20 protein-coding genes are annotated in these 22,784 nt (G+C 58.5%); 12 read left to right on the plus strand and 8 right to left on the minus strand.

Going from position 1 to position 22,784, the window contains the following annotated elements; translation table 11 throughout:
* Positions 1–2 precede the first annotated feature (2 nt).
* The 3 genes from R6V78_RS19780 to R6V78_RS19790 all read right to left on the minus strand — a co-directional run bounded on the left by R6V78_RS19780 (position 3) and on the right by R6V78_RS19790 (position 3,715).
* Positions 3–1,886: a Gldg family protein gene (locus R6V78_RS19780; RefSeq protein ID WP_410291112.1), complete on the minus strand. Its 1,884-nt coding sequence runs from the start codon at positions 1,884–1,886 to the stop codon at positions 3–5.
* A 15-nt stretch (positions 1,887–1,901) separates the two neighbouring features.
* A complete protein-coding gene (locus tag R6V78_RS19785; RefSeq protein ID WP_410291113.1) occupies positions 1,902–2,654 on the minus strand; it encodes an ABC transporter permease in 753 nt (250 codons plus the stop codon).
* Positions 2,655–2,776: 122 nt separating this feature from the next.
* Positions 2,777–3,715, minus strand: coding sequence for an ABC transporter ATP-binding protein (locus R6V78_RS19790; RefSeq protein ID WP_410291114.1), 939 nt, complete (start codon positions 3,713–3,715; stop codon positions 2,777–2,779).
* Positions 3,716–4,353: 638 nt separating this feature from the next.
* Between R6V78_RS19790 and qrcA the strand changes: the two genes are divergently transcribed.
* From qrcA to thiC, 8 genes are all read left to right on the plus strand, one after another.
* Complete coding sequence (gene qrcA, locus R6V78_RS19795) at positions 4,354–5,043, plus strand: menaquinone reductase multiheme cytochrome c subunit QrcA (RefSeq protein ID WP_410291115.1); 690 nt, start codon at positions 4,354–4,356, stop codon at positions 5,041–5,043.
* A 60-nt stretch (positions 5,044–5,103) separates the two neighbouring features.
* Complete coding sequence (gene qrcB / locus R6V78_RS19800) at positions 5,104–7,272, plus strand: menaquinone reductase molybdopterin-binding-like subunit QrcB (protein ID WP_410291116.1); 2,169 nt, start codon at positions 5,104–5,106, stop codon at positions 7,270–7,272.
* Positions 7,273–7,293: 21 nt separating this feature from the next.
* Positions 7,294–8,121 (plus strand): menaquinone reductase iron-sulfur cluster-binding subunit QrcC, encoded by an 828-nt coding sequence (gene qrcC / locus R6V78_RS19805; protein WP_410291117.1) that lies wholly within the window; start codon positions 7,294–7,296, stop codon positions 8,119–8,121.
* A gap of 68 nt (positions 8,122–8,189) precedes the next feature.
* Positions 8,190–9,494 (plus strand): menaquinone reductase integral membrane subunit QrcD, encoded by a 1,305-nt coding sequence (gene qrcD / locus R6V78_RS19810; RefSeq protein ID WP_410291118.1) that lies wholly within the window; start codon positions 8,190–8,192, stop codon positions 9,492–9,494.
* A gap of 20 nt (positions 9,495–9,514) precedes the next feature.
* Complete coding sequence (locus R6V78_RS19815; protein WP_410291119.1) at positions 9,515–9,676, plus strand: hypothetical protein; 162 nt, start codon at positions 9,515–9,517, stop codon at positions 9,674–9,676.
* 223 nt (positions 9,677–9,899) lie between these two features.
* On the plus strand, positions 9,900–12,248 hold the full coding sequence (locus R6V78_RS19820; RefSeq protein WP_410291120.1) for a GAF domain-containing protein: 2,349 nt from the start codon (positions 9,900–9,902) through the stop codon (positions 12,246–12,248).
* Positions 12,249–12,563: 315 nt separating this feature from the next.
* Complete coding sequence (gene murA / locus R6V78_RS19825; protein ID WP_410291121.1) at positions 12,564–13,835, plus strand: UDP-N-acetylglucosamine 1-carboxyvinyltransferase; 1,272 nt, start codon at positions 12,564–12,566, stop codon at positions 13,833–13,835.
* A 70-nt stretch (positions 13,836–13,905) separates the two neighbouring features.
* Positions 13,906–15,213, plus strand: coding sequence for a phosphomethylpyrimidine synthase ThiC (gene thiC, locus R6V78_RS19830; protein ID WP_410291122.1), 1,308 nt, complete (start codon positions 13,906–13,908; stop codon positions 15,211–15,213).
* A 23-nt stretch (positions 15,214–15,236) separates the two neighbouring features.
* On the opposite strand, the gene cysK is transcribed toward thiC, so the two are convergent.
* A complete protein-coding gene (cysK, locus tag R6V78_RS19835; protein ID WP_410291123.1) occupies positions 15,237–16,160 on the minus strand; it encodes a cysteine synthase A in 924 nt (307 codons plus the stop codon).
* Positions 16,161–16,179: 19 nt separating this feature from the next.
* On the minus strand, positions 16,180–17,154 hold the full coding sequence (epsC, locus tag R6V78_RS19840) for a serine O-acetyltransferase EpsC (RefSeq protein WP_410291124.1): 975 nt from the start codon (positions 17,152–17,154) through the stop codon (positions 16,180–16,182).
* 291 nt (positions 17,155–17,445) lie between these two features.
* On the opposite strand from epsC, the gene R6V78_RS19845 reads away from it, so the two are divergent.
* The gene (locus R6V78_RS19845) at positions 17,446–17,790 is read left to right on the plus strand and encodes a hypothetical protein (RefSeq protein ID WP_410291125.1); all 345 of its coding nucleotides are present in this window, start codon (positions 17,446–17,448) and stop codon (positions 17,788–17,790) included.
* 34 nt (positions 17,791–17,824) lie between these two features.
* Here R6V78_RS19845 and R6V78_RS19850 read toward each other — a convergent pair whose 3' ends face one another.
* Complete coding sequence (locus tag R6V78_RS19850) at positions 17,825–18,286, minus strand: Lrp/AsnC family transcriptional regulator (RefSeq protein WP_410291126.1); 462 nt, start codon at positions 18,284–18,286, stop codon at positions 17,825–17,827.
* Between the two features lie 92 nt (positions 18,287–18,378).
* Between R6V78_RS19850 and R6V78_RS19855 the strand changes: the two genes are divergently transcribed.
* Entirely contained in the window at positions 18,379–18,993 is a 615-nt protein-coding gene (locus tag R6V78_RS19855) for a LysE family translocator (RefSeq protein WP_410291127.1), read from the plus strand.
* On the opposite strand, the gene R6V78_RS19860 is transcribed toward R6V78_RS19855, so the two are convergent.
* The gene (locus tag R6V78_RS19860) at positions 18,990–20,609 is read right to left on the minus strand and encodes a B12-binding domain-containing radical SAM protein (protein WP_410291128.1); all 1,620 of its coding nucleotides are present in this window, start codon (positions 20,607–20,609) and stop codon (positions 18,990–18,992) included. The genes R6V78_RS19855 and R6V78_RS19860 overlap by 4 nt on opposite strands.
* 29 nt (positions 20,610–20,638) lie before the next feature.
* The gene (locus R6V78_RS19865) at positions 20,639–21,787 is read right to left on the minus strand and encodes a sigma-54-dependent transcriptional regulator (protein WP_410291129.1); all 1,149 of its coding nucleotides are present in this window, start codon (positions 21,785–21,787) and stop codon (positions 20,639–20,641) included.
* Between the two features lie 208 nt (positions 21,788–21,995).
* Here R6V78_RS19865 and R6V78_RS19870 point away from each other — a divergent pair, with 208 nt between their 5' ends.
* The gene (locus R6V78_RS19870; protein ID WP_410291130.1) at positions 21,996–22,475 is read left to right on the plus strand and encodes a low molecular weight protein-tyrosine-phosphatase; all 480 of its coding nucleotides are present in this window, start codon (positions 21,996–21,998) and stop codon (positions 22,473–22,475) included.
* An 8-nt stretch (positions 22,476–22,483) separates the two neighbouring features.
* Positions 22,484–22,777: a hypothetical protein gene (locus R6V78_RS19875; protein WP_410291131.1), complete on the plus strand. Its 294-nt coding sequence runs from the start codon at positions 22,484–22,486 to the stop codon at positions 22,775–22,777.
* The last annotated feature ends 7 nt before the right edge of the window (positions 22,778–22,784 follow it).

Genomic DNA, 22,784 nt, shown 5'->3' on the forward strand with positions numbered 1-22,784 from the left:
GGTTATGCCTTTCTTCCTCTTCGAGTGATTGCGAAAATGATCCCACCGATGCCGATAAGCAGCGGAACAAGGAAAATGTTGACAAACTTGACCGTCCTGCCCAGCTGTTCGATCTCGGCGCGCAGGTTGCGGCGCACAACCTTGAGTTCCTTGCTGATTTTGAGCTTCTCTTCCTGGAATCGGGCGATTTCCTGTTCCTGCGCTTCGCTCAGGATCGCGCGCTGGGCGGAATCCTTTTGCTGTTCGAGCATCTGGAGCTTCTGATTGGTCTCCTCCACCTGGCGCACCAGCGCCTGCTCCTGATCCAGCCAACGGTCCTGAGCCTTGCGTTCCAGCGTCTGCACCCGCGTGAAAGGCCGTTCAAAGGTTCCCCGGGAACGGATGCTGATCAGGGCAGGGTTGCCGGTCAGCATTTCGCAGCTGTTGAGCATGAAGTTGAGGTTGTCGTTGAAGATGTTGGCCATGGTGAATCCCAGCAGGTTCTGCTGGCTCAGGTAATAGCCGTCATAGAGCAGATCACTGTCCGCCACCACCACGATCACGGCGGACGCCTTGCCCTCCTTCAACGGGTCTTGCGGATCCTTGACCCCATTTTCCGGTTCGGGTTCACCTGTTTTGGGCGCCCCTTCCGGTTTTCCGTCCGCAAAGGCCGTTTTAAATTTGCCTGAAATGTGTACGGCCAGATTACGCGGGGTTCCCGACGGTTTGAAATCCCGGCGCAGGGCCGCCACATTCATATTGTGGGAGAAGGCGTCCACCATCGCGTTGTTGGAGCTGGACTGCAGCAGGGGTTCGACAGTGAAAAGGCTGTTCGGCATGATCTCGATGGCACCGGCAACCGGCAACAGCATGGACTCGAGGTTGGCGGTGGTCAGGTTGTCCGGGTTGAAAGCGTCGGCGGATGTGGAGAGCCACAACGGATTGGTCTCCACCTGGTTGTCGCGATTCCTCAACCGTGTGGCGTAGGAATAGTCGGCAATGGCTTTCCCCGGTTCCATCCGGATGCCCCAGGCCGTGAACAGTCTCTCGGGTATCGAATCGCCGGGCCCCATGCGCGGATCATCCATCAGTGAAAGCGGATCGGCAAAAACAATCACGTTTCCGCCGCCCAGCACGTACTGATCCACGGCAAAAGCCATGCTGTCGGACATATTCCTGGGGTGAAAAAGCACCAGCAGATCCGCCGCCGGATCGATGCGGTCGACATCGGGCTGCACATTGATCAGGTCGTAGGTCTTGCCCAGTTCCTGTATGAAAAACCACGGTTGCGAGCCTGGAGGCAATCCGTTCATGCCCATGTTCATGTTCGCGTTGCCGAATACCGGCAGCGCGCTGAATACGGCAATTTTCATCCGGTCCGCTTTCTGGACCCGCGCAATGATGCGGGTCAGATCATACTCCAGCCGAATCTCCTGGGTGGGATCGATAAAGGGGATGGCCGCCTCCTGGTCCGCCGCCAGGGCAACCAGGCCTAAATACACCTGTTCACCGGTCGGCAGGCTGACGGCTTTCATGCCGTATTTGATGGCCCACTCCTCCTCCTCGGAATCAGGTTTGGGATCATGGACCTCGATTTGGATACGGCCCCTGCCGTATTGTTCATACTCGGAAAGAAAATCCATCACCCGCTGGGCAAAGGTTTTGATCTGGGAAGGGATGTTGACCACGTGCTTGCTGTAAAACACCTTGACCACCACGTCCTGGTCCAGGTCGGATAGGATGGTCCGGGTTCCCTGGGACAGGGAATAGAGATTGTCTTCGGTGGCGTCCCAACGCAGCGTGCTGCGCGACAGGAGCACGTTCACCAGTACGACGATGACCAGCACCAGCACGGCACCGCCGGCCGAAAATGCGGTTTTTCCAATGCGTCTTTTTCCAATGCTCATGGGTTCAGGCCTCCTTTATGCCGACTCCCGGTTTTGCAGAATAACGCCGTTGACGAAGATCATGAAGGCCATCACCGACAGGTAGTAGATCAGATCCCTGAGATCCAGGACCCCTCTGGAAATGGAGGCAAAATGGGACAGCACACTGGTCGCGGCGACCATATCCACCAGCCACACCGGCGCCCAGCCGGATAGCACCGCCGTCACCGGTGCAAACCCGGCCAAAATGAGAAAAAGGCAGGCCACAACGGCCAGGATGAAACTGACCACCTGGCTGCGGGTGAGTGCCGAGGTCATGCTGCCCACGCTCAAGAAGGTACCGGCCATGAGGAAGGACCCCAGGTAGGCGCAAAAAATAACCCCCAGATCCGGGTCGCCCAGATAGATGGTGGTAAGGACCAGCGGGAAGGTCAGCGCCAGCGCGATGCCGATAAAGGCCCAGGCGGCAAGAAACTTACCCAGGACCACTTCGGTGACGCTCACCGGCAGCGTCAGGAGCAGTTCGATGGTCCCCAGACGGCGCTCTTCGGCCCACAACCGCATGGCCACAGCAGGCACCAGGAACATGAACAGCCACGGATGCCACTGGAAGAACCCTTTCAGATCCGCCTGCCCCGCTTCGAAAAAGTTGCTGATGTAAAAAGTGAAAAAACCGGTCAGAAGAAGAAAAATCACGATGAAGACATATGCCACGGGCGAACTGAAATATCCGCTGAATTCGCGTTTCAGGATGATGCGTATGTTTCTTAAAAAATTGCTGTTTTGCATGGGCTGCTCCATTGGTTTCAGTACATTGGAAGGATGCGTGATGGTTCTGTGGGCAACGTCCGTCGATCCGGCAGGCGCTCAACCCTGAACGCCCCCGGGATTGTCTAAGCAGGCCACAAGGATCAATTGCCGGTGGTGATATCACGAAACACATCATCCAGCCGGCCCTGTTCGATAAACACCGAGGCGATGCCGAATCCGCCTCGGCTGGCCGAAGCAATCACCCGATCGGCAACGGGCACCGCCGGATTTTCAGGAAAAACGCGCAGGGTCCTCCGATCATCATCGGATTCCACAACCGAGACCGATGCCACCCCGTCCAGTTGTGCGATCTGTTTCTGCAAACCGTCAGACACCTCACCCGTGACGGTCAGGACCACGGAGCCGTGAAAGGCCGACCGCCGCCGAAGTCCTTCAGGGGTGTCGTCGGCCACCACCTTGCCGTCGGCGATGATGATCGCCCGACTGCACACGGAATCGACCTCATCGAGAATATGGGTGGAAAAGATGATGGCCTTGGTGGTGCTCATCTCCCGGATCATCAGACGCACTTCATGTTTCTGGTTGGGGTCCAGGCCATCGGTGGGCTCGTCGAGGATCAGATATTCAGGGTCGTGCAGGATGCTCTGGGCAAAACAGACCCGCTGCTTGTAGCCCTTGGAAAGGGTGTTCACCGGCTGATGACGCACGGTGGATAGGAAGCACCGCTCCACGGTCTCACCCACCCGCTGCCTCTTGGCGACCCCGGCGAATCCACGGATTTCAGCACAGAAATCGAGGTATCGATTGACGGTCATGTCCGGATATACCGGTGCGTTTTCAGGCAGGTAGCCGATCATTCTGCGGGCGGCGATGGACTGGGTCAAAATATCGCTGCCGCCGACGACCACCGTTCCGCTGGTGGGCGGAAAAAAACCGGTGATCATCCGCATGGTAGTGGACTTTCCCGCGCCGTTGGGGCCTAGAAACCCCATAATTTCACCCTTTCCAGCGCAAAAGGAGATGTTGTTCACCGCCAGATGATTGCCGAACTGCTTGGTCAGATTTTTGACTTCAATCATGGATGTTCGCGCTCCTTGGCCTTCGGATTGACTGATGCAAAATGGCAACACCCCATCATCACCATACCCACCTCCGGCAGGGTCGGCGGCGGGCATATCAGTCAGATGACAGCGGTGATGCGTAGGTTGGTCGCTTCAGGCCGGAAGGCGACGGACATGCTCACCCTGTTTTTCAGCAAGGCGGCCTGAATTGCAGGAAAAATAATGTTGCCAGCGCACATGTCAAGTCTGTTCTTTCCAAAGCGCCATGGGCTGAATGAACGCGCAGGTCCAGGTTCCGCTGTGATGTCCGGCAACGCGGACCCAACCGCGCGAACGTTTGACAATTCCCTGCCCCGCCCCTGTTCAGGAAGGCCGCGCAGGTGCGGTCAACGGCCTGTTTTCAAGGATTTTTTCTTGACAAAACGACCGACTGCCGATAGTAAGTCGCAAGTTCAACCTTCCGTTTTTTTTCACCCGTAGGCGGGATTGCATCCCGCCTGAACAATATAGATAGAAGCATCGGCAACGAATCCGGCGCGTTCGGATCAAAATCGCCTGGAACGTTGGTTGACGCGGCGACTGGCCCAGGGGGTGTGAAGTATAATCGGTTATGGTTTCACAGCAGAAATCATCACACAGCGGTTGACGGAGATTCCATGAGTACCTTAGACAAAAAGGCCAAAGAGGTGATGGATGATGACGCAGCACCTGCCAGCGTCGTCGGGGACAACGGCGCCGGCGGCTTTATCATCCTGTTCTTCATCATCGGTTTTGCTGCCAGCATGGTGTTGGGCTGGGTTGTTTTTCCAAAACTCCTCTACTCCCAGAAGCAGCAGCCGTTGAACTTCAACCACGCGCTGCATGTAGAGGAGGTGGATGAGGGTTGTGAAAGCTGCCATTTTTTCAGGGAGGACGGCAGTTTTTCAGGCATACCCAAACTGGCCCAATGCACGGACTGCCATGAGAGTCCCATGGGCGAGACCGAAGACGAGGCCATCTTTGTCGAACAATATGTGGCCAAGGAGCGCGAAGTGCCCTGGCTGGTCTATTCCCGCCAACCGGACTGCGTCTTCTTCTCCCATGCCGCCCACGTCATCGGGGCCGAAATGGAGTGCGCCACCTGCCATGGTGACCACGGCGAAACGCAAGCGCTGCGCCCCTACGAATACAACCGGATTACCACTTACAGCCGGGACATCTGGGGCCACAACATCGCCGGTTTCGCCAAGAACACATGGGATCGCATGAAAATGAATGACTGTGCCCGATGCCACAAGGAGGCGGGCATCATTCACACCTCCAGCGTTCAGACCGAGCGCGATGCCTGTTTCGTGTGTCACAAATAATGGAACCATGCCCCGGAAAACGATTTCAGCTTCTGATTTGCATAAGGTGAGGGATAATCGATGAAAGTTGACCGAAGAAGTTTCTTATCGTTCGTCATCGGCGGCGCAGCGGGTACGGCCTTGTCGCCGTTGCCGTGGAAATTGATGGACGATAGCTCCATCTGGACACAGATGTGGCCCTGGACACCCGTGCCGCCGGACGGCAAGGTGACCTATGAAGACACGACCTGCTCCCTGTGCCCGGGTGGTTGCGGCATCTCGGTGCGCAAGGTCGACAACCGGGCGATCAAAATCGAAGGCAAGGCAGGCCACCCCATCAACGATGGCGGCATCTGCATCCTGGGACTTTCAGGCCTGCAGCTGCTCTACGGTCCCACCCGCATTAAATCGCCCATGAAGCGCATCGGCGAACGCGGCCAAGGCAGGTGGCAGAAAATTTCCTGGGATGAGGCCATGGCTATCCTGACGGAAAAACTCGCCGACGTCCGCAGCAAAGGTGAGGCCCATACAGTGGCCGCCATCGCCGGGTCAGGCAGCGGCACAGTGCCGGCCCTGCTCCAACGGTTCATGACCGCCTACGGATCCCCCAATTTCATCCGCACACCGTCCCACCGAGATGCCGATGAACTGGCCGTAAAAACCCTTTTCGGCGCCAACGGCAGAACCGGTTTCGATGTGGAAAACGCCGACTACATTCTCAGCTTCGGCAGCGGCATCGTTGACGGCTGGGGATCACCCGTGCGCATGATCCGGGCTGCCAGTTCGTGGAAGGAAAAAAACACCACGGTGGTCCAGGTGGAGCCGCGGTTTTCCAACAGCGCGGCCAAGGCCAGCCGATGGGTCCCGGTAAACCCTGGCACCGAAGCGGATCTGGCGCTGGGAATTGCCGCCGTAATGGTTGCGCACAACCTGGTTGGAGCCGGCGCGGTCACGGGATTCAGCAATTGGAAAAATGAGCTGCTGGCCAGCCATGCACCGCAGCGGGCGTCTCAAATCACCGGCGTCTCTGCCGATGTGATTGTAGACCTGGCCAAGGGGTTTGCCAGGGCCAATCGCCCCCTGGCCCTGTGTGGACGGGGCAAGGGTCAGACAGCGGGAAGTCTGCGGGAAACCGTTGCGGTCTATATGCTTAACGCCCTGACCGGCAACGTCAATCGGCAGGGCGGGATGTGGGCCGTTCCTGAGGCGGACTACATCCGATGGCCCGAGGTGGTTCCGGACAGCCTGGCTTCAGCCGGCCTGGCGCAGCCGCGAATCGACGGCGCCGGTACCGACCGGTACACCAACGCCCGCTATCTGCCCAACCGACTGGCCGACAGTGTCAACGGAAGCGGTCCCTACCCCTTGCAGGTCCTGTTGGTGGCCGGTGCCAACCCCTGCCACGATCTGCCCGACGCGCACAGCGTAAGGACGGCTTTTGCACGTATCCCGTTCATTGTCAGCTTTTCGTCGTTCCAGGATGAAACCGCCGCCATGTCAGACCTGTTGCTGCCCGACCACGTTTATCTGGAACGCTACGAGGACGTGCCCGTGGACGCCGGCCTTGCCCAACAGGTTATCGGATTGAGCAAACCCGTGGTATCCCCCCAGTTCAACACCCGCCACCTGGGTGAAACCCTGATCATGACGGCCCGGGCCATGGGCGGAACCATAGCCGATGCCTTCACCTGGGACGACTACGAAACCTGCCTCGAGGAGACGCTGGCGGAAAAATGGGACCTCCTCATGGAGGAGGGCGTATGGGTCCAAGCCGATATCGATCCTGTTGCCGACACCGTTCGCCTGGCCGGATTGGATGCGCCGGGCGTTCAAGCGGAAGGCGACATAAACAGTTTTCCGCTGCTGCTGATACCCTATGACTCAATTCGAATCTCCAGCAGAACCATCGGGACGCCTCCGTTCATGATCAAAACCGTTAACGACACCGTTATCAAAGGCAAGGACGGCTTTGTTGAAATCAACCCCCTGACCGCCGGCGCCGCCGGCCTTGACGAAGGGGCCCTGGCAACGTTGACCACCCCCCGGGGTGAAGCCCGCGTGCGGGTCCATCTGTTCGAAGGAATCCAACCCGGCGTACTGGCCATGGTCAGGGGGCTGGGCCACACCGCCTTTGACGGCTACCTGGCCGGCAAAGGGGTCAATGTCAACGAGCTCATCGGCCCGGTAGAGGACCCCTCCGCCGGTCATGACGCCGCCTGGGGAATCCGGGCCAAGCTGGCCAAAGCCTAATCAACCTGACATGAGGTTCTGATGAAACACGAGCAGAAACACTACCCACCCATGAGATTTGGAATGGCCATTGACCTGGACAAGTGCACCGGCTGCGGGGCATGCATGGCGGCCTGCATGGCCGAAAACAACATTCCCTTCAGGGAAGACGAGTCGGACAAACTGGTCAGCATCACCTGGATGCGCATGTTCGAACTGAGCAACGGCAAGACCTTTCCGGATATGGACACCTGCTATCTTCCCCGGCCCTGCCAGCACTGCGAAGGCCACGGGGGCCACAGCCCCTGCGTGTCGGTATGCCCGGCAACGGCCACCGACTACAGCCGGGAAACAGGCATCGTCAGCCAGATCTACACCCGCTGCTTCGGCTGCCGGTATTGCATGGGGGCCTGCCCCTACCATGCCCGCTATTTTAACTGGTGGGATCCGGCCTGGCCGGACGGCATGGAAAAATACCTCAGCCCCAACGTCTCGGTGCGCATGCGTGGCGTGGTGGAGAAATGCAGTTTCTGCTTCCATCGCTATCAGCTGGCCAAAAACAAGGCTTATCTTGACGGCGATCGACGGATCCCGGAAGCGGCCTACCAGACCGCCTGCAGCCAGGCCTGTCCGGCAGGGGCCATCGTCTTCGGCGATCTCAACAATCCGGAACACCAGATTCACCAGATCGTCAAACCTGACCCCGAAAAGGGCAACAACGCCAGGAACCCAAGGGCATTCCGCCTGCTGGAACGTCTGGGCACCAACACCAAAGTCTACTATCTGTCCAGCCGGGAATGGGTCAGACGGGCCGGTGACAACTACCTCGCCCACGAAATGACCGGACAGGTATCCAAACCGCACCATTAATATCGATTGTGCGGTAAAGGTGATCGCATAAGAACGGCAAACCGTAAAGATCAAGGAGTACTTACCCTATGGATTCTGCGTTAATACCCAAAGGCGTCAAGCGTTGCCCCATGTGGCAGTTCCTCCTGGGACTGGGCATTATGGGCGCTGTCCTTGCGTGGGGCGTTTATGCCATGCTGCTGTGCTGGTTCAAGGGGCTGAACCAGACCAACATGAACGACTATTACGGCTTCGCCCTGTGGATCTGGGCCGACCTGGCCGTCATCGCTTTGGGTGGCGGTGCCTTCTTCACCGGTCTGCTCAAGTACATTATCGGCAAAGATGAGTTGAAGCACATTATCAACTATGCGGTACTCATCGGCTTTATCTGCTACAGCTCGGCATTGTTGATCCTGGCCATCGACATCGGCCAGCCCCTGCGTGGGTGGTTCATCTTCTGGCACGCCAACGTGCACTCCATGCTCACCGAGGTGGCCTTCTGCCTGTCGGCCTACTTTGCCGTGCTGACCATCGAGTACATCCCGTTGATCCTGGAAAACCGCCAGCTGGAAAAGGTGCCCTTTTTTCACAACCTGAGCCACAACATGCATGAAACCATGGCGGTTTTCGCCGCCACCGGCGCCTTCCTCTCCTTCTTTCATCAAGGTTCATTGGGCGGTGTGGCCGGCGTGCTTTTCGGACGGCCCTTTGCCTTCCGGGAAGGCCTGTTGATCTGGCCCTGGACCTTCTTCCTGTTCACATGGTCGGCCGCTGCCTACGGCCCCAGCTTCACCCTGCTGATCACCTGGATTACCGAAAAAGTGACCGGCAAGAAGCTGGTCAAAGACAATGTGATTGAGCTGCTGGCCAAGATTTCAGGCTGGATGATTTTTACCTACACGATTGCCAAAATTTGCGATACCACCCGCTGGGCCAACATCACGGCGCCGGGCCTGGGCCAGACACTGGCTGATTTTTACACCGGCAACGCATTTTACGGCTACTGGATCCTATTTGCCGAAATCGTCCTGGGCGGCGTGGTGCCGGCGATTATCCTGATCAGCGCACCCCTGAGAAAGAACCCCACCTGGCGGGTAACCGCCTTCTTTTTGGGCGTCATGGGGGTTTGCCTGAATCGCTGGGTCATGGTGCTTCAGGTCATGGCTGTGCCGATCATGCCTTTTGACAGCTGGGTATTGTATTACCCCAGCTGGCAGGAAGTGGCCACCACCATTTTGCCGTTGGCCTACGGCATCATCCTGATCATGATCTCCTACCGCTACCTGCCGATCTTTCCCCAGGAAGCGGAATTAAATCCCATCGCGGATGACACAACCGCAACCACGAAAGCCCAGATGGATGCCCCGCATGACCTGGTACCGGCTAAAGCCTAGCCGGTGAAGGAGGAGAAAATATGTTTCCTTTCAGTTTCGAATGGATTTGGGACGCCGGCCACATCGTATTTCACGGCGGCCTCTGGTATGCGCTGAACATCATCGGCATCGGCATGGCTTATTGCGTCATCAAGGCCGTTATCGACACATCCAAGGGAAAAGGCGGCCACAGCCACCACTAGCGCCCTTATCAACAAACCTTGCTGAAACAAAGCGCTTCCTCCGGATTGGGGTCCACCGGGGAAGCGCTTTTGCATTTCCTATTGCCATCGATCCTGCCGCATTGAAGGAGGGGGGTTGCGACCCACCCTGGATGGGGCAGGGCCCACCCGCATGATGGCGTTGGCATTTGACCGTTTTGTGCTTATTATGAAACCAGCGAATTGCCATCAAAGGAGTACCGTCATGTCAAATCGATCCATCCCCGGAGATTTCAGAACCGTTCTCAGCATCACCCCCCTCCTGGATTTCTGGCGGGAGAAAGTTGCGCCCAAATGCGAGCATATGGCCGCGATGTTTGAGGTTTTTGAAAAACGCATCCAAGAGACACCCGACTTGCAGGGTGATATCGACCGGGCGGAAGTCGCCGCCCGACACACGGACATCCTGGCCCCGCTGATGTCGGTCGCCTTTCCCTCATCCACCTGGGAAAGCGAAATAACCGGTGCATTTACACCTTTTCAGCACCAGGCCATCTACTGCACGCCGACCTACCGCAAGCTCCTTTTCAACAACTCGGGAACAATTGTCGGACGGCTCAAAGGCCAGCAGAATGCGTTGGACTTTCAACGCCTCATCCGTGCCTATGCCCTGATCCTGAAACGAATATATGGCATCGATCAGGGTCTGGACAGCCCGCTTATCCGTATCGTGACGGATCCGGAAACGGGTCTAGAACGCCATTTCCAGATCACGCCCGATTTCCAGTTTGTCCAGGTGGGAACCGTGGGCCGACAAAGGGAACTGTCCGACCCGGAGCGGCAACAGGTTATCGACCACATTGCCGACCCGCATGTTCTGACCTCCCTGCTGCCGCCCGAAAACTTCATCTTCAGAGGATTCACGGTTGTACGCGCGGTAGATGTCACCGAATCGGAAATCACGTCGGCGCTGGAGCGCGACCTTATCGATCAGGAGTCCATCTTCTCCGCCGATGGTTTCAAGCGCCTGCAGAGCCGCTTGCGCACCTTGTTCGGCCAGTCTGATCTGAAAGCCAGTTTAGCCGCCCTGCAGCAGGACAAGGTGTTGGTTCTCAATGACGGCCATACATCCAAAGCCAACTGCCTTTTCACCAATTCCAGCCATATTCCTCTGAATGATTTGAGTCAATCGGTCTGGCTCAAAGCCGCTGCTCAAAAGGAGATTCTGCGCATACCGGACCTGAGCAAAAAACCCAACCTGTGTCCGGTCGAACAGGAAGCCGTCGACCATGGCGTGCGATCCATGCTCATCGCACCCTTACATTATCGCGGCAAAGCCATCGGCACATTCTGGATCACATCCAGCCGACCCAATGACTTAGGGGCAATTGAGGCCCAGAAAATGAACCACATCGTCCCCCTTTTTTCCATGGCCCTCAAGCGTGGGCTGGAGGACATGAACAATGAAGTTCAGTCGGTCATCAAGGAAAAGTGCACCGCCGTGCACCCCTCCGTGGAATGGCGCTTTCGCAATGCCGCCATGGACCACATGGAGCGGCTGCGCCAGGGTAAATCCTCCGAAATGGAATCCATCATTTTCAAAGACGTGATTCCGCTCTTCGGCCAGTCAGACATCCGCGGGTCTTCAGAGGCCCGGGTGCAAAGTATCCAGGCGGACCTGTCCGAGCAGCTCAGCCTGGCCGGAACCGTCATGCGCCGGGCGGCGGCGGCCAAGTCCTGGCCATTGCTCGACGAATTGAGCTACCGCATCGACCAGCGGATCGCCCGCATCAGCACCGGGCTCTCCACCGAGGAAGAGAGTGCTGTCGCATCCTTTCTTCAGCAGGAAGTTGAACCCAGCTTTGTGGAACTGCGCACCATCGGCCCAGGGGTCAGCCATGCCATCGATGGATACCATCAGGCGATAGACCCGGCAAGGGGAGTCATCTACCGGAAGCGCAAGGCCTTTGAAGAGAGTATCTCCAGCCTCAATGAACGCCTGTCGGGCTACTTGGATCAACAGCAGGCCGAGGCCCAGCAGGTGTTCCCGCACTATTTTGAAAAACACCAGACCGACGGCATCGACTATGTGATTTACCTGGGGGCGTCCATGCATCCGGAAGGTAAACACAACTTGTTCTTCCACAACAACCTGGCCCTGTGGCAATTCAAGGTCGCTTGCGGGCTGGCCTGGCACACCCGCCAGATCCAGCCGCAGCTGAAGGTTCCGTTGGACACCTGCCACCTGATTTTAATCAATCATGCGCCCCTGACGATTCGCTTCCGCTACGACGAAAAGCGCTTCGACGTGGATGGTGCTTACGACGTGCGTCAGGAGATTGTTAAATCCCGTCTGGACAAGGCAACGGTCAAGGGCAGCCGTGAGCGGCTTACCCAGCCGGGCAGAGTCGCCGTCGTCTATTCTCACCCCAGGGAGGGCCGGGATATCCGCCGCCATATCGACTATTTGCAAAGCCGCGGTCAGCTCCTGGAAGACCTGGAGATGGTTGACCTGGAAGATCTCCCCGGCGTTCGCGGCCTCAAGGCGCTGCGGGTCAGCGTGAACCTGGAGGTCGGTGCCGCCGCCGCAGCGATCGAATCGATGGCCGGTTGAGCCAGCAGACAGATCGGCCGGGAGTGGATTTCAACAAAGCGACCCGGAAATTTCTCGGCAAAGGACCGGTCATCGCCTGGGTGAGAGATCACGTGGAATGATGCGGTTGAGCCAGCATCACCGCCTGCTTCTATATCGCGCATATCCCGATGGTTATAAAACCAGTTGCCGTGATCCTGTATTTGTGCCTATTTACTGGCTCAACGGTGAGGCGGGCGATTGCATGACCATGGCAATCCCTTGAAAAAAGCACCCAGAATGCCCATGGCGGCTGCTCCTCGCGCCGTCGTGCAGAACCATTGAGAGGCACAACCAATGAGCGGTGAGGAATTCATCGAAATCCAGGGAGGCACGCCCCTGTCCGGCAGTGTCTGTGTTCAAGGATCCAAAAATGCCATCCTGCCCATGCTGGCCGCATCCCTGCTTCCTGAGCACGGCTGCAGTGTCATCCGCAACGTCCCCCCCCTGAACGACATCCTGGTGGCCTTTGAACTCATGCGCCACGCAGGCGCCAAGGTAGACTACTTTGCCAACGAAAAGGTGGTCTGCGTGGATGCCACGCATCTGACCCGATCGGACCTCCCCGAATCACTCTCCTGCCGCCTGAGGGCGTCGGTACTGTTCATCCCCCCACTGCTTAAACGGCTGGGGGAAGTTCGGCTTCCCAGCGTCGGCGGCTGCCCGCTGGGAGCTCGGAACCTGAACTACCACTACCGGGGGTTTGCCCGGCTGGGGGCGCAGATCACCAGTGACAATGACTTTGTCATCAGCGGTGAAAACTTCAATGGTGCCACCATGTATCTGGATTTCCCCAGCCACACCGGTACGGAAAACCTGATGATGGCGGCCTGTTTTTCAAATGGCGTGTCTATCATCGAAAATGCCGCATCCGATCCCGAAATTTTCGATTTCGCCAATTTCCTGATCAAGATGGGCGGCAGGATTCATGGCCTGGGGACCCGGACGTTGACCGTGGAAGGGGTGCCGGGGTTCAACCCCGTCGACCATTACGCCATGAACGACCGTCTGGATGCCGGCCTGTTCATGATGGCCGCCGGGATCGCCGGCGGAAAGATTTCGATCATCGGCGTGGCCCCCGGAGACTTACGGATTCTGATTGAGAAAATGGTGCAGATGGGAATCGACATCGGTATTAACGGACATGTTCTGGATGTCTCTTCACCAGGCAGATACCTCAGGCCGGTCAACGTGCTTACCTGTCCATACCCAGGGTTCGCCACGGATTTCCAGCCTGCCATCATGGCCTTGTCCTGCATCGCCGACGGTCAGAGCTATATCCGGGAACGCATTTTCGACAAACGTTTCAGCCAGGTGGCGGAGTTGCGAAAGCTCGGCGCCGCCATCGACCTGGATGAAGAGGACGGGCTGGCCATCGTCAATGGCCCCACCCGGTTCAGGGGCGCAGACACCAACCCGGACAACATCCGGGCGGCTTCATGCATTCTGCTGGCGGGACTGGCCTGCCCGGAAAAAACCATCATCCGCAATGTCTACCAGATCGGCCGGGGCCATTTCGACATCCAGGGCCGCTTTCAGCAGATCGGCGCCAGAGTCGTCATCAGATAGTCGGTATCCATCCGGAAACAAAGCGGTCCGAAGGCCCATTTTACGGATGGGCCACCAACGAGGTGCCCCCATGAACGACTACACCACCCAGATGGACGCCGCACGCAAAGGCATTATCACCTCCCAGATGGCCATCGTTGCCCAAAAGGAGCAGATGGCTTCCGAAAAACTGAGGGCCTTGATCGCCGCCGGAAAGGTGATCATACCGGCCAACAGGAGCCACACCCAACTGGACCCGCAAGGCGTTGGCCAGGGGCTTCGCACCAAAATCAACGTCAACCTGGGCATTTCCAAGGACTGCTGCGACATCGATCTGGAAATGGGCAAGGTCCGCCTGGCGCTTGCACTGAAAGCCGAGGCCATCATGGACCTGAGCTGCTACGGCAAGACCCGTGAATTCCGGCGCAAACTGGTGGCGATGTCACCGGCCATGATCGGCACGGTGCCAATCTACGATGCCGTGGGTTTTTATGATAAGAACCTCAAGGATATCACCGTAGACGAGATGTTCGACGTCGTGCGGCGCCACTGCGAAGACGGGGTGGATTTTCTCACCATCCATGCCGGGCTCAACCGCAGTGCCGCCGAAAAAATCAAGCGGCGGGAGCGCATCACCAACATTGTTTCCCGGGGCGGGTCCCTCATGTTCACCTGGATGCAGCTTAACGACCGGGAAAACCCCTTTTTCGAACACTACGACCGGCTGCTGGAGATCTGCCAGGCATACGACGTCAGCCTGAGCCTTGGAGACGGCTGCCGGCCGGGATGTCTGCACGACTCCACCGACGCCAGTCAGGTGGAGGAACTGATCACCCTTGGGGAGTTGACCAAACAGGCCTGGGAGAAGAACGTTCAGGTGATGATCGAAGGGCCGGGGCACATGGCCTTGAACGAAATCGCCGGCAACATGATGCTGGAAAAACGGCTGTGCCACGGTGCCCCTTTTTACGTGCTTGGACCCATCGTCACCGACGTGGCGCCCGGCTACGACCACATCACCAGCGCCATCGGCGGCGCCGTGGCCGCGGCCAGCGGTGCCGATTTCCTGTGCTACGTCACGCCGGCCGAGCATTTGCGCCTGCCCGATCTGGAAGACATGAAGGAAGGCATCATTGCGACCCGCATCGCCGCCCACGCCGCCGATATCGCCAAAGGCATCCCCGGCGCCAGGCGCTGGGACGATGCCATGGGTGAGGCGAGGGCCGCATTGGACTGGGAAAAGATGCTCGCCCTGGCCATGGATCCGGAAAAGGCCAGACGCTATCGCCAAAGCTCGCAACCCGAGCACGAGGACAGCTGCACCATGTGCGGCAAGATGTGTGCCGTGCGCAACATGAACCGGGTGATGGCGGGCAAGGACATCCAGTTGAATGACTGAGGGTGTTGGAAGCGTAATGAACACTACCTGAACAGTTCGGTGCTCAAATACCGTTCGCCGGTGCTGGGCAAAACAGTGACGATGCGCTTGCCGGCATTTTCCGCCCGCACGGCCACCTGAATGGCGGCCCACACCGCCGCCCCGGAGGAGATGCCGCACAAGATGCCCTCCCAGGATGCCAGACGCCGGGCTGTCTCGAAGGCGTCGTCGTTGGAAACGGTGACCACCTCGTCGATGAGCGCCCGGTCCAGCACCCGGGGTACAAAGCCCGCACCGATGCCCTGGATCTTGTGGGGTCCTTTTTCGCCGCCGGAGAGCACCGGCGAAGCGGCAGGCTCAACGGCCACGCATTGAAAGCCGGGCTTCTTCTCCTTGAGAAACCCACCCACCCCGGTGAGGGTGCCACCCGTGCCCACGCCGGAGACCAGGATATCCACATTGCCGTCCGTATCCGCCCAGATCTCCTCGGCCGTGGTTTCCCGGTGGATGCGCGGATTGGCCGGGTTTTCAAACTGGTTGGGCATGAATGCGCCTGGATTGTCGGCCACGATGGCATTGGCTTTTTCGATGGCCCCACCCATACCCTGGGGGCCGGGGGTGAGCACCAGTTGCGACCCCAGATGGCGGAGCAGTTTCTGGCGCTCGATACTCATGGTTTCGGGCATGGTGAGGCACAGCCGGTATCCCCGGGCCGCGCAGATAAAGGCCAGCCCGATGCCGGTGTTGCCACTGGTCGGTTCAACGATCAGCGTTTGCGGCCCGATGATCCCCTCCTTTTCAGCGTCATCGATCATGGCGGCGGCGATGCGGTCCTTGACGCTGCCCAACGGGTTGAAGAATTCGAGCTTGGCAAGGATCTCGGCCTGAAGGGTCCCACCGGTCCGGTTGATCCGGATCAGCGGCGTCCTGCCTATGGTGGTATGAATGGCTGGGTGAACGTTCATCATCACCTCCTTGCAAAGGATTTCAGGTGCCGGTCTGCCGACGGGCCTCTTTGATGATCAGCCTGGGCATTTCCATCATCACGGTGGTATCCGAGGGTATCGATTCGGTCAGCCAGACATTGCCACCCACCACCGAACGGGCGCCGATCACCGTATCGCCCCCTAAAATGGTGGCCCCGGAATAGATAATCACATCATCTTCGATGGTTGGATGACGCTTTTTGCCGCGCAATTTTTCTCCCGCATTCTTGGGCAGGGAGAGTGCGCCCAGCGTCACCCCCTGGTATATGCGCACGCTGGAGCCGATCCGGGTGGTCTCCCCAATCACCACGCCGGTGCCGTGGTCGATGACGAAGCGGCTCCCAATGGTGGCCCCGGGATGGATGTCGATGCCGGTGATGCTGTGGGCATGCTCGGTCATGATCCGGGGAAGCATGGGCACCCCCAGTTCGAAGAGCTTGTGGGCCACCCGGTAGACACTGATGGCATAGAGCCCGGGGTAGCTGAAAATGATTTCGTCGTGGCTTTTTGCCGCCGGGTCACCCTCATAGGCAGCCCGGACATCCGAGGCCAGGATCTGCCTGATCTCGGGAATGGCGTCCATGACTGCCAGGGAGATATTGTGGCCCTGTGATTCGCAACCGCTGCAAGAAAGGTCGTAGCGCAGGCAGTCGTGGCGAATATTGTGGGTGATCTGCTCCGCCAGCAAGTCGAACAGTTTGGACACGGTCTGGCCCAGGCTGTAGCGCACATTCACCGGGTCCAGCTTTTCGCGGGAAAAATAGCCCGGAAACAGCAGCTCCCGGAAAAGGTCGATCATGTCAGTAACGAACCCTTCCGCCGGAATCGGCTCACTGTCGATGTGGGTGTAGCAGGGGCTGTTCTGGCAGTGGTCGATAATCCGTTCCGCAATTTCAGGCAGTTTCGAGCGCGCCTGTTCGTGGCATTCTACTTCGGATCGGCACACACCGTCGGGGATGGAACCGCTTTCTTTCATCGGGGGTCTCCAGAAGCCAACGCCTTGTCCTGGCTCTGCCGGAATGGGTCTGGTTTAAGGGATAGGGTAAACCTGCACATCGCTATATTTGCCGCAAAAATATAATTACAACAGTAACCATAAAGAAAAGGTTGTCAAAACCGGTCGACCCGGCAAACCAGGTATTCACGGGTTCGAGTCGAAATTGACAAGCCGCCGGGTTTCTGTTTTAAGGAAATTCTGTTGGACACCAATTGGGATTGCCTTCGAAGCCACCCCTCATCATATTAAACCGATCAAGGGAAACAGGCCATGCATGGACTGGACGATCTGAAGATTGCCGTCCTCAGCGACGAGGACCTTGAAACCATCCGAATCCTGGAAAGGAAGCTGGGCACGAATATACGTCTGGTTGCCGTGGAGACCAAGGATGTGCTCTACGCCCTGGAAGCCAAATTGGCTCCCAACCAGTGGCAACGGGTGGACACGGTCTATCCGCAGATCAAGGACATCAAGGCCTATTACACCGAACACGAAAGCGCCAAGGAGGCCAAGGGCTGGCTCAAGGGTTTTCTGATCAACAACACCCTCAATCCCAAACCCCAAAAACGCCCCATCCGCATCCGCCAGGTGGTCAATACCGAGTCCGGCGGCTGAGCGCTCCTTCTTGTCGATCGACCCTTTTGCGGTATTAAGTCAGCGGCAGCATGGCGGTCTTATCCACCGGGGTGGAAAGCACGATGGCCGTGCGCGTCTGACCGAAGGGGCTCAGGCGGGCCACCACCGCTTCTAAATCCGACACATCGTCCACACGAACGTGCAGAATAAAGGAAGCCTCTCCGCTGATATGGTGGCAGGAGCTGATTTGGATCATCTCCACAGCCAGGGCCGTGACGGCCGGGTAGTTTCGGGCCTCGGTGGTCAGGTGGATGAAGGCCGACACCGATCGTCCCAGGGCAGCCGGATCGATGCGGGCATGGTACCCTTTGATGATGCCGGTTTCTTCCAGCTTTTTCACCCGCTCGGCCACGGCCGGCGCCGACAGGCCCACCATTTCACCGATGCGGCTGATGGGTGTTCTCGCATTGGCCTGCAACGCGGCAAGGATCTTGCGCCCGATCCGATCCAGCAGCTTGTCAACCTGAAAGTCCATGGCCTGAATTTCCTTGTTTTATTAAGCGGACAGGTCCGAAAACCGTGCTTTGGCCATGGCATCGGCAATGCCGATGATATAGGGTAGCCGCCATGGACTTCTCTTTTTTCATCAAAGGGCTGGTATTCGGGTTCTCCATCGCCGCCCCTGTCGGGCCCATCGGCATCCTGTGTATCCGCCGCAGTTTGGCCGGCGGCTGGACGGCCGGACTGCTCACCGGAATGGGGGCCGCCACGGCCGATGCCTTGTACGGCAGTGCGGCCGCCTTCGGCCTCGCCGGCATCACCGGGCTGCTGGTGGGGCAGCGGGCCTGGATCCAGCTTTTCGGCGGCCTGTTCCTCTGCTGGCTGGGCGTGCGCATCTTCCTGTCCGGAACCGAGGAAACACCGTTGGTTGCAGCATCCGGCAAGGCCGCCAGGGGCTATCTCTCGGCCCTGTTGCTCACCCTGACCAACCCCATGACCATCCTCTCCTTTGCCGCGGTATTCGCCGGTTTGGGCCTCGGGCGCGGCGCTGCCGGCCACACCGCTGCCGGATGGATGGTGGCCGGTGTGTTTATCGGTTCCATGGCCTGGTGGATCATGCTCTCATCGGCCAGCAGCCTGTTCAATACCCGCATGACTGCCCGTGCCATGCGCTGGATCAACCGCCTCTCCGGTGCGGTGCTCACCGCCTTCGGCCTGGCTGCGCTGAGCGGACAGCTCTAAGTCCTACCAATCGGGCCAGCGTTCAACCCTTCCAAAAAACGCCGGCAGAGATGGGTCGAAATCCGGTGGTCGTATACGGTGCCGTCGGGCTCAATCCCGCGGATGCCCCCATCCCACAGAAATGCCGCCAGCAGTTTCAGGCCGGCTTGCCGACGGTCCCGGCAGGCACCCAAAACGTGGTCCACCGGCCCCGGCTGGGGAATGGGGACGCCGGCGGCCGTGAGGTGCTTCATGAAGTTGAGGATCCGTCCCAGACGCAGCAGGGTTGCCGAATCGGTGCGCGATGTGCGCTGGTCGATGGGCAGCGCCGTGGCGCGCATGCCGGCAAATGACGCCGGGAGCAGACCCAGGTCCTGACAGCGCCGGTAATCGAGGCTTCCCGGCGCCGGATAGAACACGGAAACTCCGGCCAGCACTCGGCGCCGTGCCAGGAACAGCAGGTCGTCCACCGATGTCAGGGGGTCTTGATCCGGTGCCCCGACGATGATGTACCCCACGGCCGCTAGCCCTTCCGCCTGGGCATGGTCCAGTGCCCGATCAAACGCCTCGCGCACATCGGGTCGATTGAAGCGTTTCAATTGCCCGGCATGTGCACTTCCCAGGGAAAGGTTCAGGGTTTTGAATCCACTCAGACGCATGCATCGCACCACCGCTTCGCTGAGGGTGGGCGGGAACAAGCCGTTCATGGCCCGAAGCTCCGGCAGTCTGTCGCCGAAAAGGTCGCGCACACCGGCCATCAGCTCAAGGAACCATCCACGGTCCATGGTGAGGTTTTCATCCTCGAAATCGACAAATCCAACCCGGCGCCCCGCCGACACGAACCGCATTTCACGCAGAACAGCTGCCACCGACCGTTTCCTGAACCCCATCCACGACCCGGAGCCGGTGGCGCAGTAGCTGCACGCGAGCGGACACCCTCTGCCGGCGGTTACCACGATGCTGTCCTGCCCGAAGCGCCGATAGAACCGTCGCCGGATCAACCCATAATCCGGAACCGGGAGGCGGTCCGGGTCAGGGCACACAACGGGATCGCCGATGTGCAGGGACCCGTCGGGATTGCGCAGAACGATACCGGGCACATCGGCCGGGTCCGAACCCGCCCTCAGAGCCCTGGCGAGCCTTGGCAGACTGGCTTCGCCCTCCCCGCGCAGGACCAGGTCTACGGCCGGTTCCGCCATCACTGCCTCCGGCAGGGCGGTGGGGTGGTGTCCACCCAGAACGACCGTACAATCGGGCAGACTGGCTTTGGCCGCCCGCGCCACGGCAAGAGCCATATCGCTGTAGGCCGTAAAAAGAGACCCAATACCGACAAGGAAGGCCCCAGATGCCTTTATCTGTCGGCCGATGTGCGCTAGGCTGTAACCGAAGTGGCGAAAATGGTGGAACAGGGCAAAGGGACTGAGATCCGGCCGGCCGTAGAAGGGAGCAAGGTCACCCATCCCCTCAGGTGCGGTGATGACCCGCGACTTGCCGGTAGCCATGGCATCCAAAATGGCCACTGAAAAGCCTGCCTGCGAAGCCGCAGCGGCAATGCATGCCAGCCCGTAAGGGATCGTCCGTTTGGCGGTAAGGTAGAAATCCGCTATCGGCGGCTGGATTAAAAGGATATCGACCATGGCGGTTTGGGTCAGGTAAGGACGGGCCGTCAACCCATTTGGGAGATGGCACCGAAGGTGCGGATCTCCGCAGGCAGATCCTCGGGGCCAATGGCATTTTCAACACCCATGGCAAAGGCACGCTCAATCACGTTCTGCAGCTGAATCAGGTTGCCCGGCCAGTGGTACTGGAGCAGAATGTTCATCGCCGACGGCGTTATTCCGTATATCCGGGTTTTGGCCGAAGGCATGTCGAGGTAAAGGAAATGGTTGATCAGCAGCGGAATGTCCTCCTTGCGCTCCCGAAGCGGTGGCAGCTTGATGAAAACGGCATCGAACAGATCCAGAAGATCCTTTTTCAGGGCGCCGCTGGCGATGACCTCATCCAGATCCCTGCTGGTCCCGGCGATCAGGCGGGGGCGCTGCCCCGCATCTGTTTCCGCGTCGGCCAACAATGCCATCATGCGTTTGCGCACGTGCGCTGGAAGCGACGAAACCTCGTCCAGATAGAGGGTTCCCCCACCCAGGGATGCCAGCATGCCCGACAGGTGGGTGGTGATTTCAATTTCAGTTTTCGTTATTTTGCTCAGGCTGTTGCAGTTTACCGGCACAAAGGGCAACGCTTTGCGGTCGCTGTTGTCGTGAATGGTCCGGGCCGTCAACTCCTTGCCGGTGCCGCTCTCCCCCTGGACCAATACCATGGCATTTTCTATACTGAGGGTGTCGATCAGCTCATAGATCTCACGCATCTTGGGACAAAATCCGACCATCTTGCCGTACTGGTGGCGCTCCCGGGAAATTTTACGGATCAGTTGGGCCTTATCCTTGATCTTATTTTCCGCGACGATCCGGTCGATGATCAACTTGAGGTGGTCGAGTTTAAATGGCTTTTGCAGGTAGTCATAACTACCGAATTTCATAGCCTGGATGGCCGATTCCATGGAGCCGTAGCCGGTAACGATGATCACCTCCGTCTGCGGCCGGTATTTTTTGATGGCCACCAGGAGCTCCAGCCCGTTGAAATCGGGCATCTTGTAGTCGGTGAAGACAATATCGATCTGCTTTTCCTTTACGATCCCGACGGCTTCAATCCCGTTGTCCACGGTCGTCACATCGTATCCCTTGATGGTCAGGTACTGCTCGACCATGGCCAGAATGTCTCGGTCGTCGTCTACAAACAGAATTCGGGTGTCAGACATGGCGCTCTCCGCGGGCTGGTCAGGAAAAGGACCTGATCCTGTATCAGGTCCTTAACATAATAAACCAATGGTTAAAAATATCAACCATTGGATATGGTCCGCAGCCAACCCCGCTTCACCGAGATTCGCTGAACGGCTGTTGGCTGGATTGACTTTGAGACCGGCCACCGCTATTATATGGCTTATCATCAACGAAATTGGAGGTCTTTTGACATTTTCAGTACTCATGGTCTGCACGGGCAATATCTGCCGCAGTCCCATGGCGCAGGGGCTGCTGTTGCATCGGCTGCCGGAATCATTGAAACCGCTTGTTTCGGTCCGGTCGGCCGGAACGCACGGTCTTCACGGCAACCAGGCCGAACCCTTTGCCGTCAGAGCGGCCGCTGCACACGGTACCGACATCAGTGAACACCGGGCCAGGATTCTGGATTCCGCCATGGTGAAATCCGCCAATCTGGTGCTGGCCATGGAAAATTATCACCTGGAAAAGATCAACGACCTGCTCTTTTTCGGCTGCAAATACGCCCTGCTGCTGGGGGCATTCGACCCGCAGCGGGAAAGGCCGGAAATCGAGGACCCCTATGGGCTTCCCTTCGGCGCCTATGAAACCTGCGCCAGCGAGATTTCCGACTGCCTGCCGGGACTGATCGACCATGTCGCTCAACAGATAAACAGGGCAGCGACCTGACTTCGTCCATGGGAACCCATCACCAACAGATTGTCGCGCATCTTTTTCTGATCACCGGAACCACCCGGGGCATCGGTCCGGCGCTGGCGGCATCGGCACTGGGCCAGGCCAACAGCTTCGTGGTCAGTCTGTCCCGTGAAGCGCCCTTCCCGAGGGGCAACCATCAGAACATCCACCTTGACATCAACCATACGGGTGAGCGCGATTCACCGGTGCACGCGGCGTCGAAGCTGATCCGCCTGCTGATGCAGGACCGACATGAAAACGGCGGTCGGTACGACCTGAGAGAAATGGCGGGTTGACACCGTT

This window comes from Desulfosarcina sp., from assembly GCF_046496365.1.
Lineage (GTDB): Bacteria > Desulfobacterota > Desulfobacteria > Desulfobacterales > Desulfosarcinaceae > Desulfosarcina.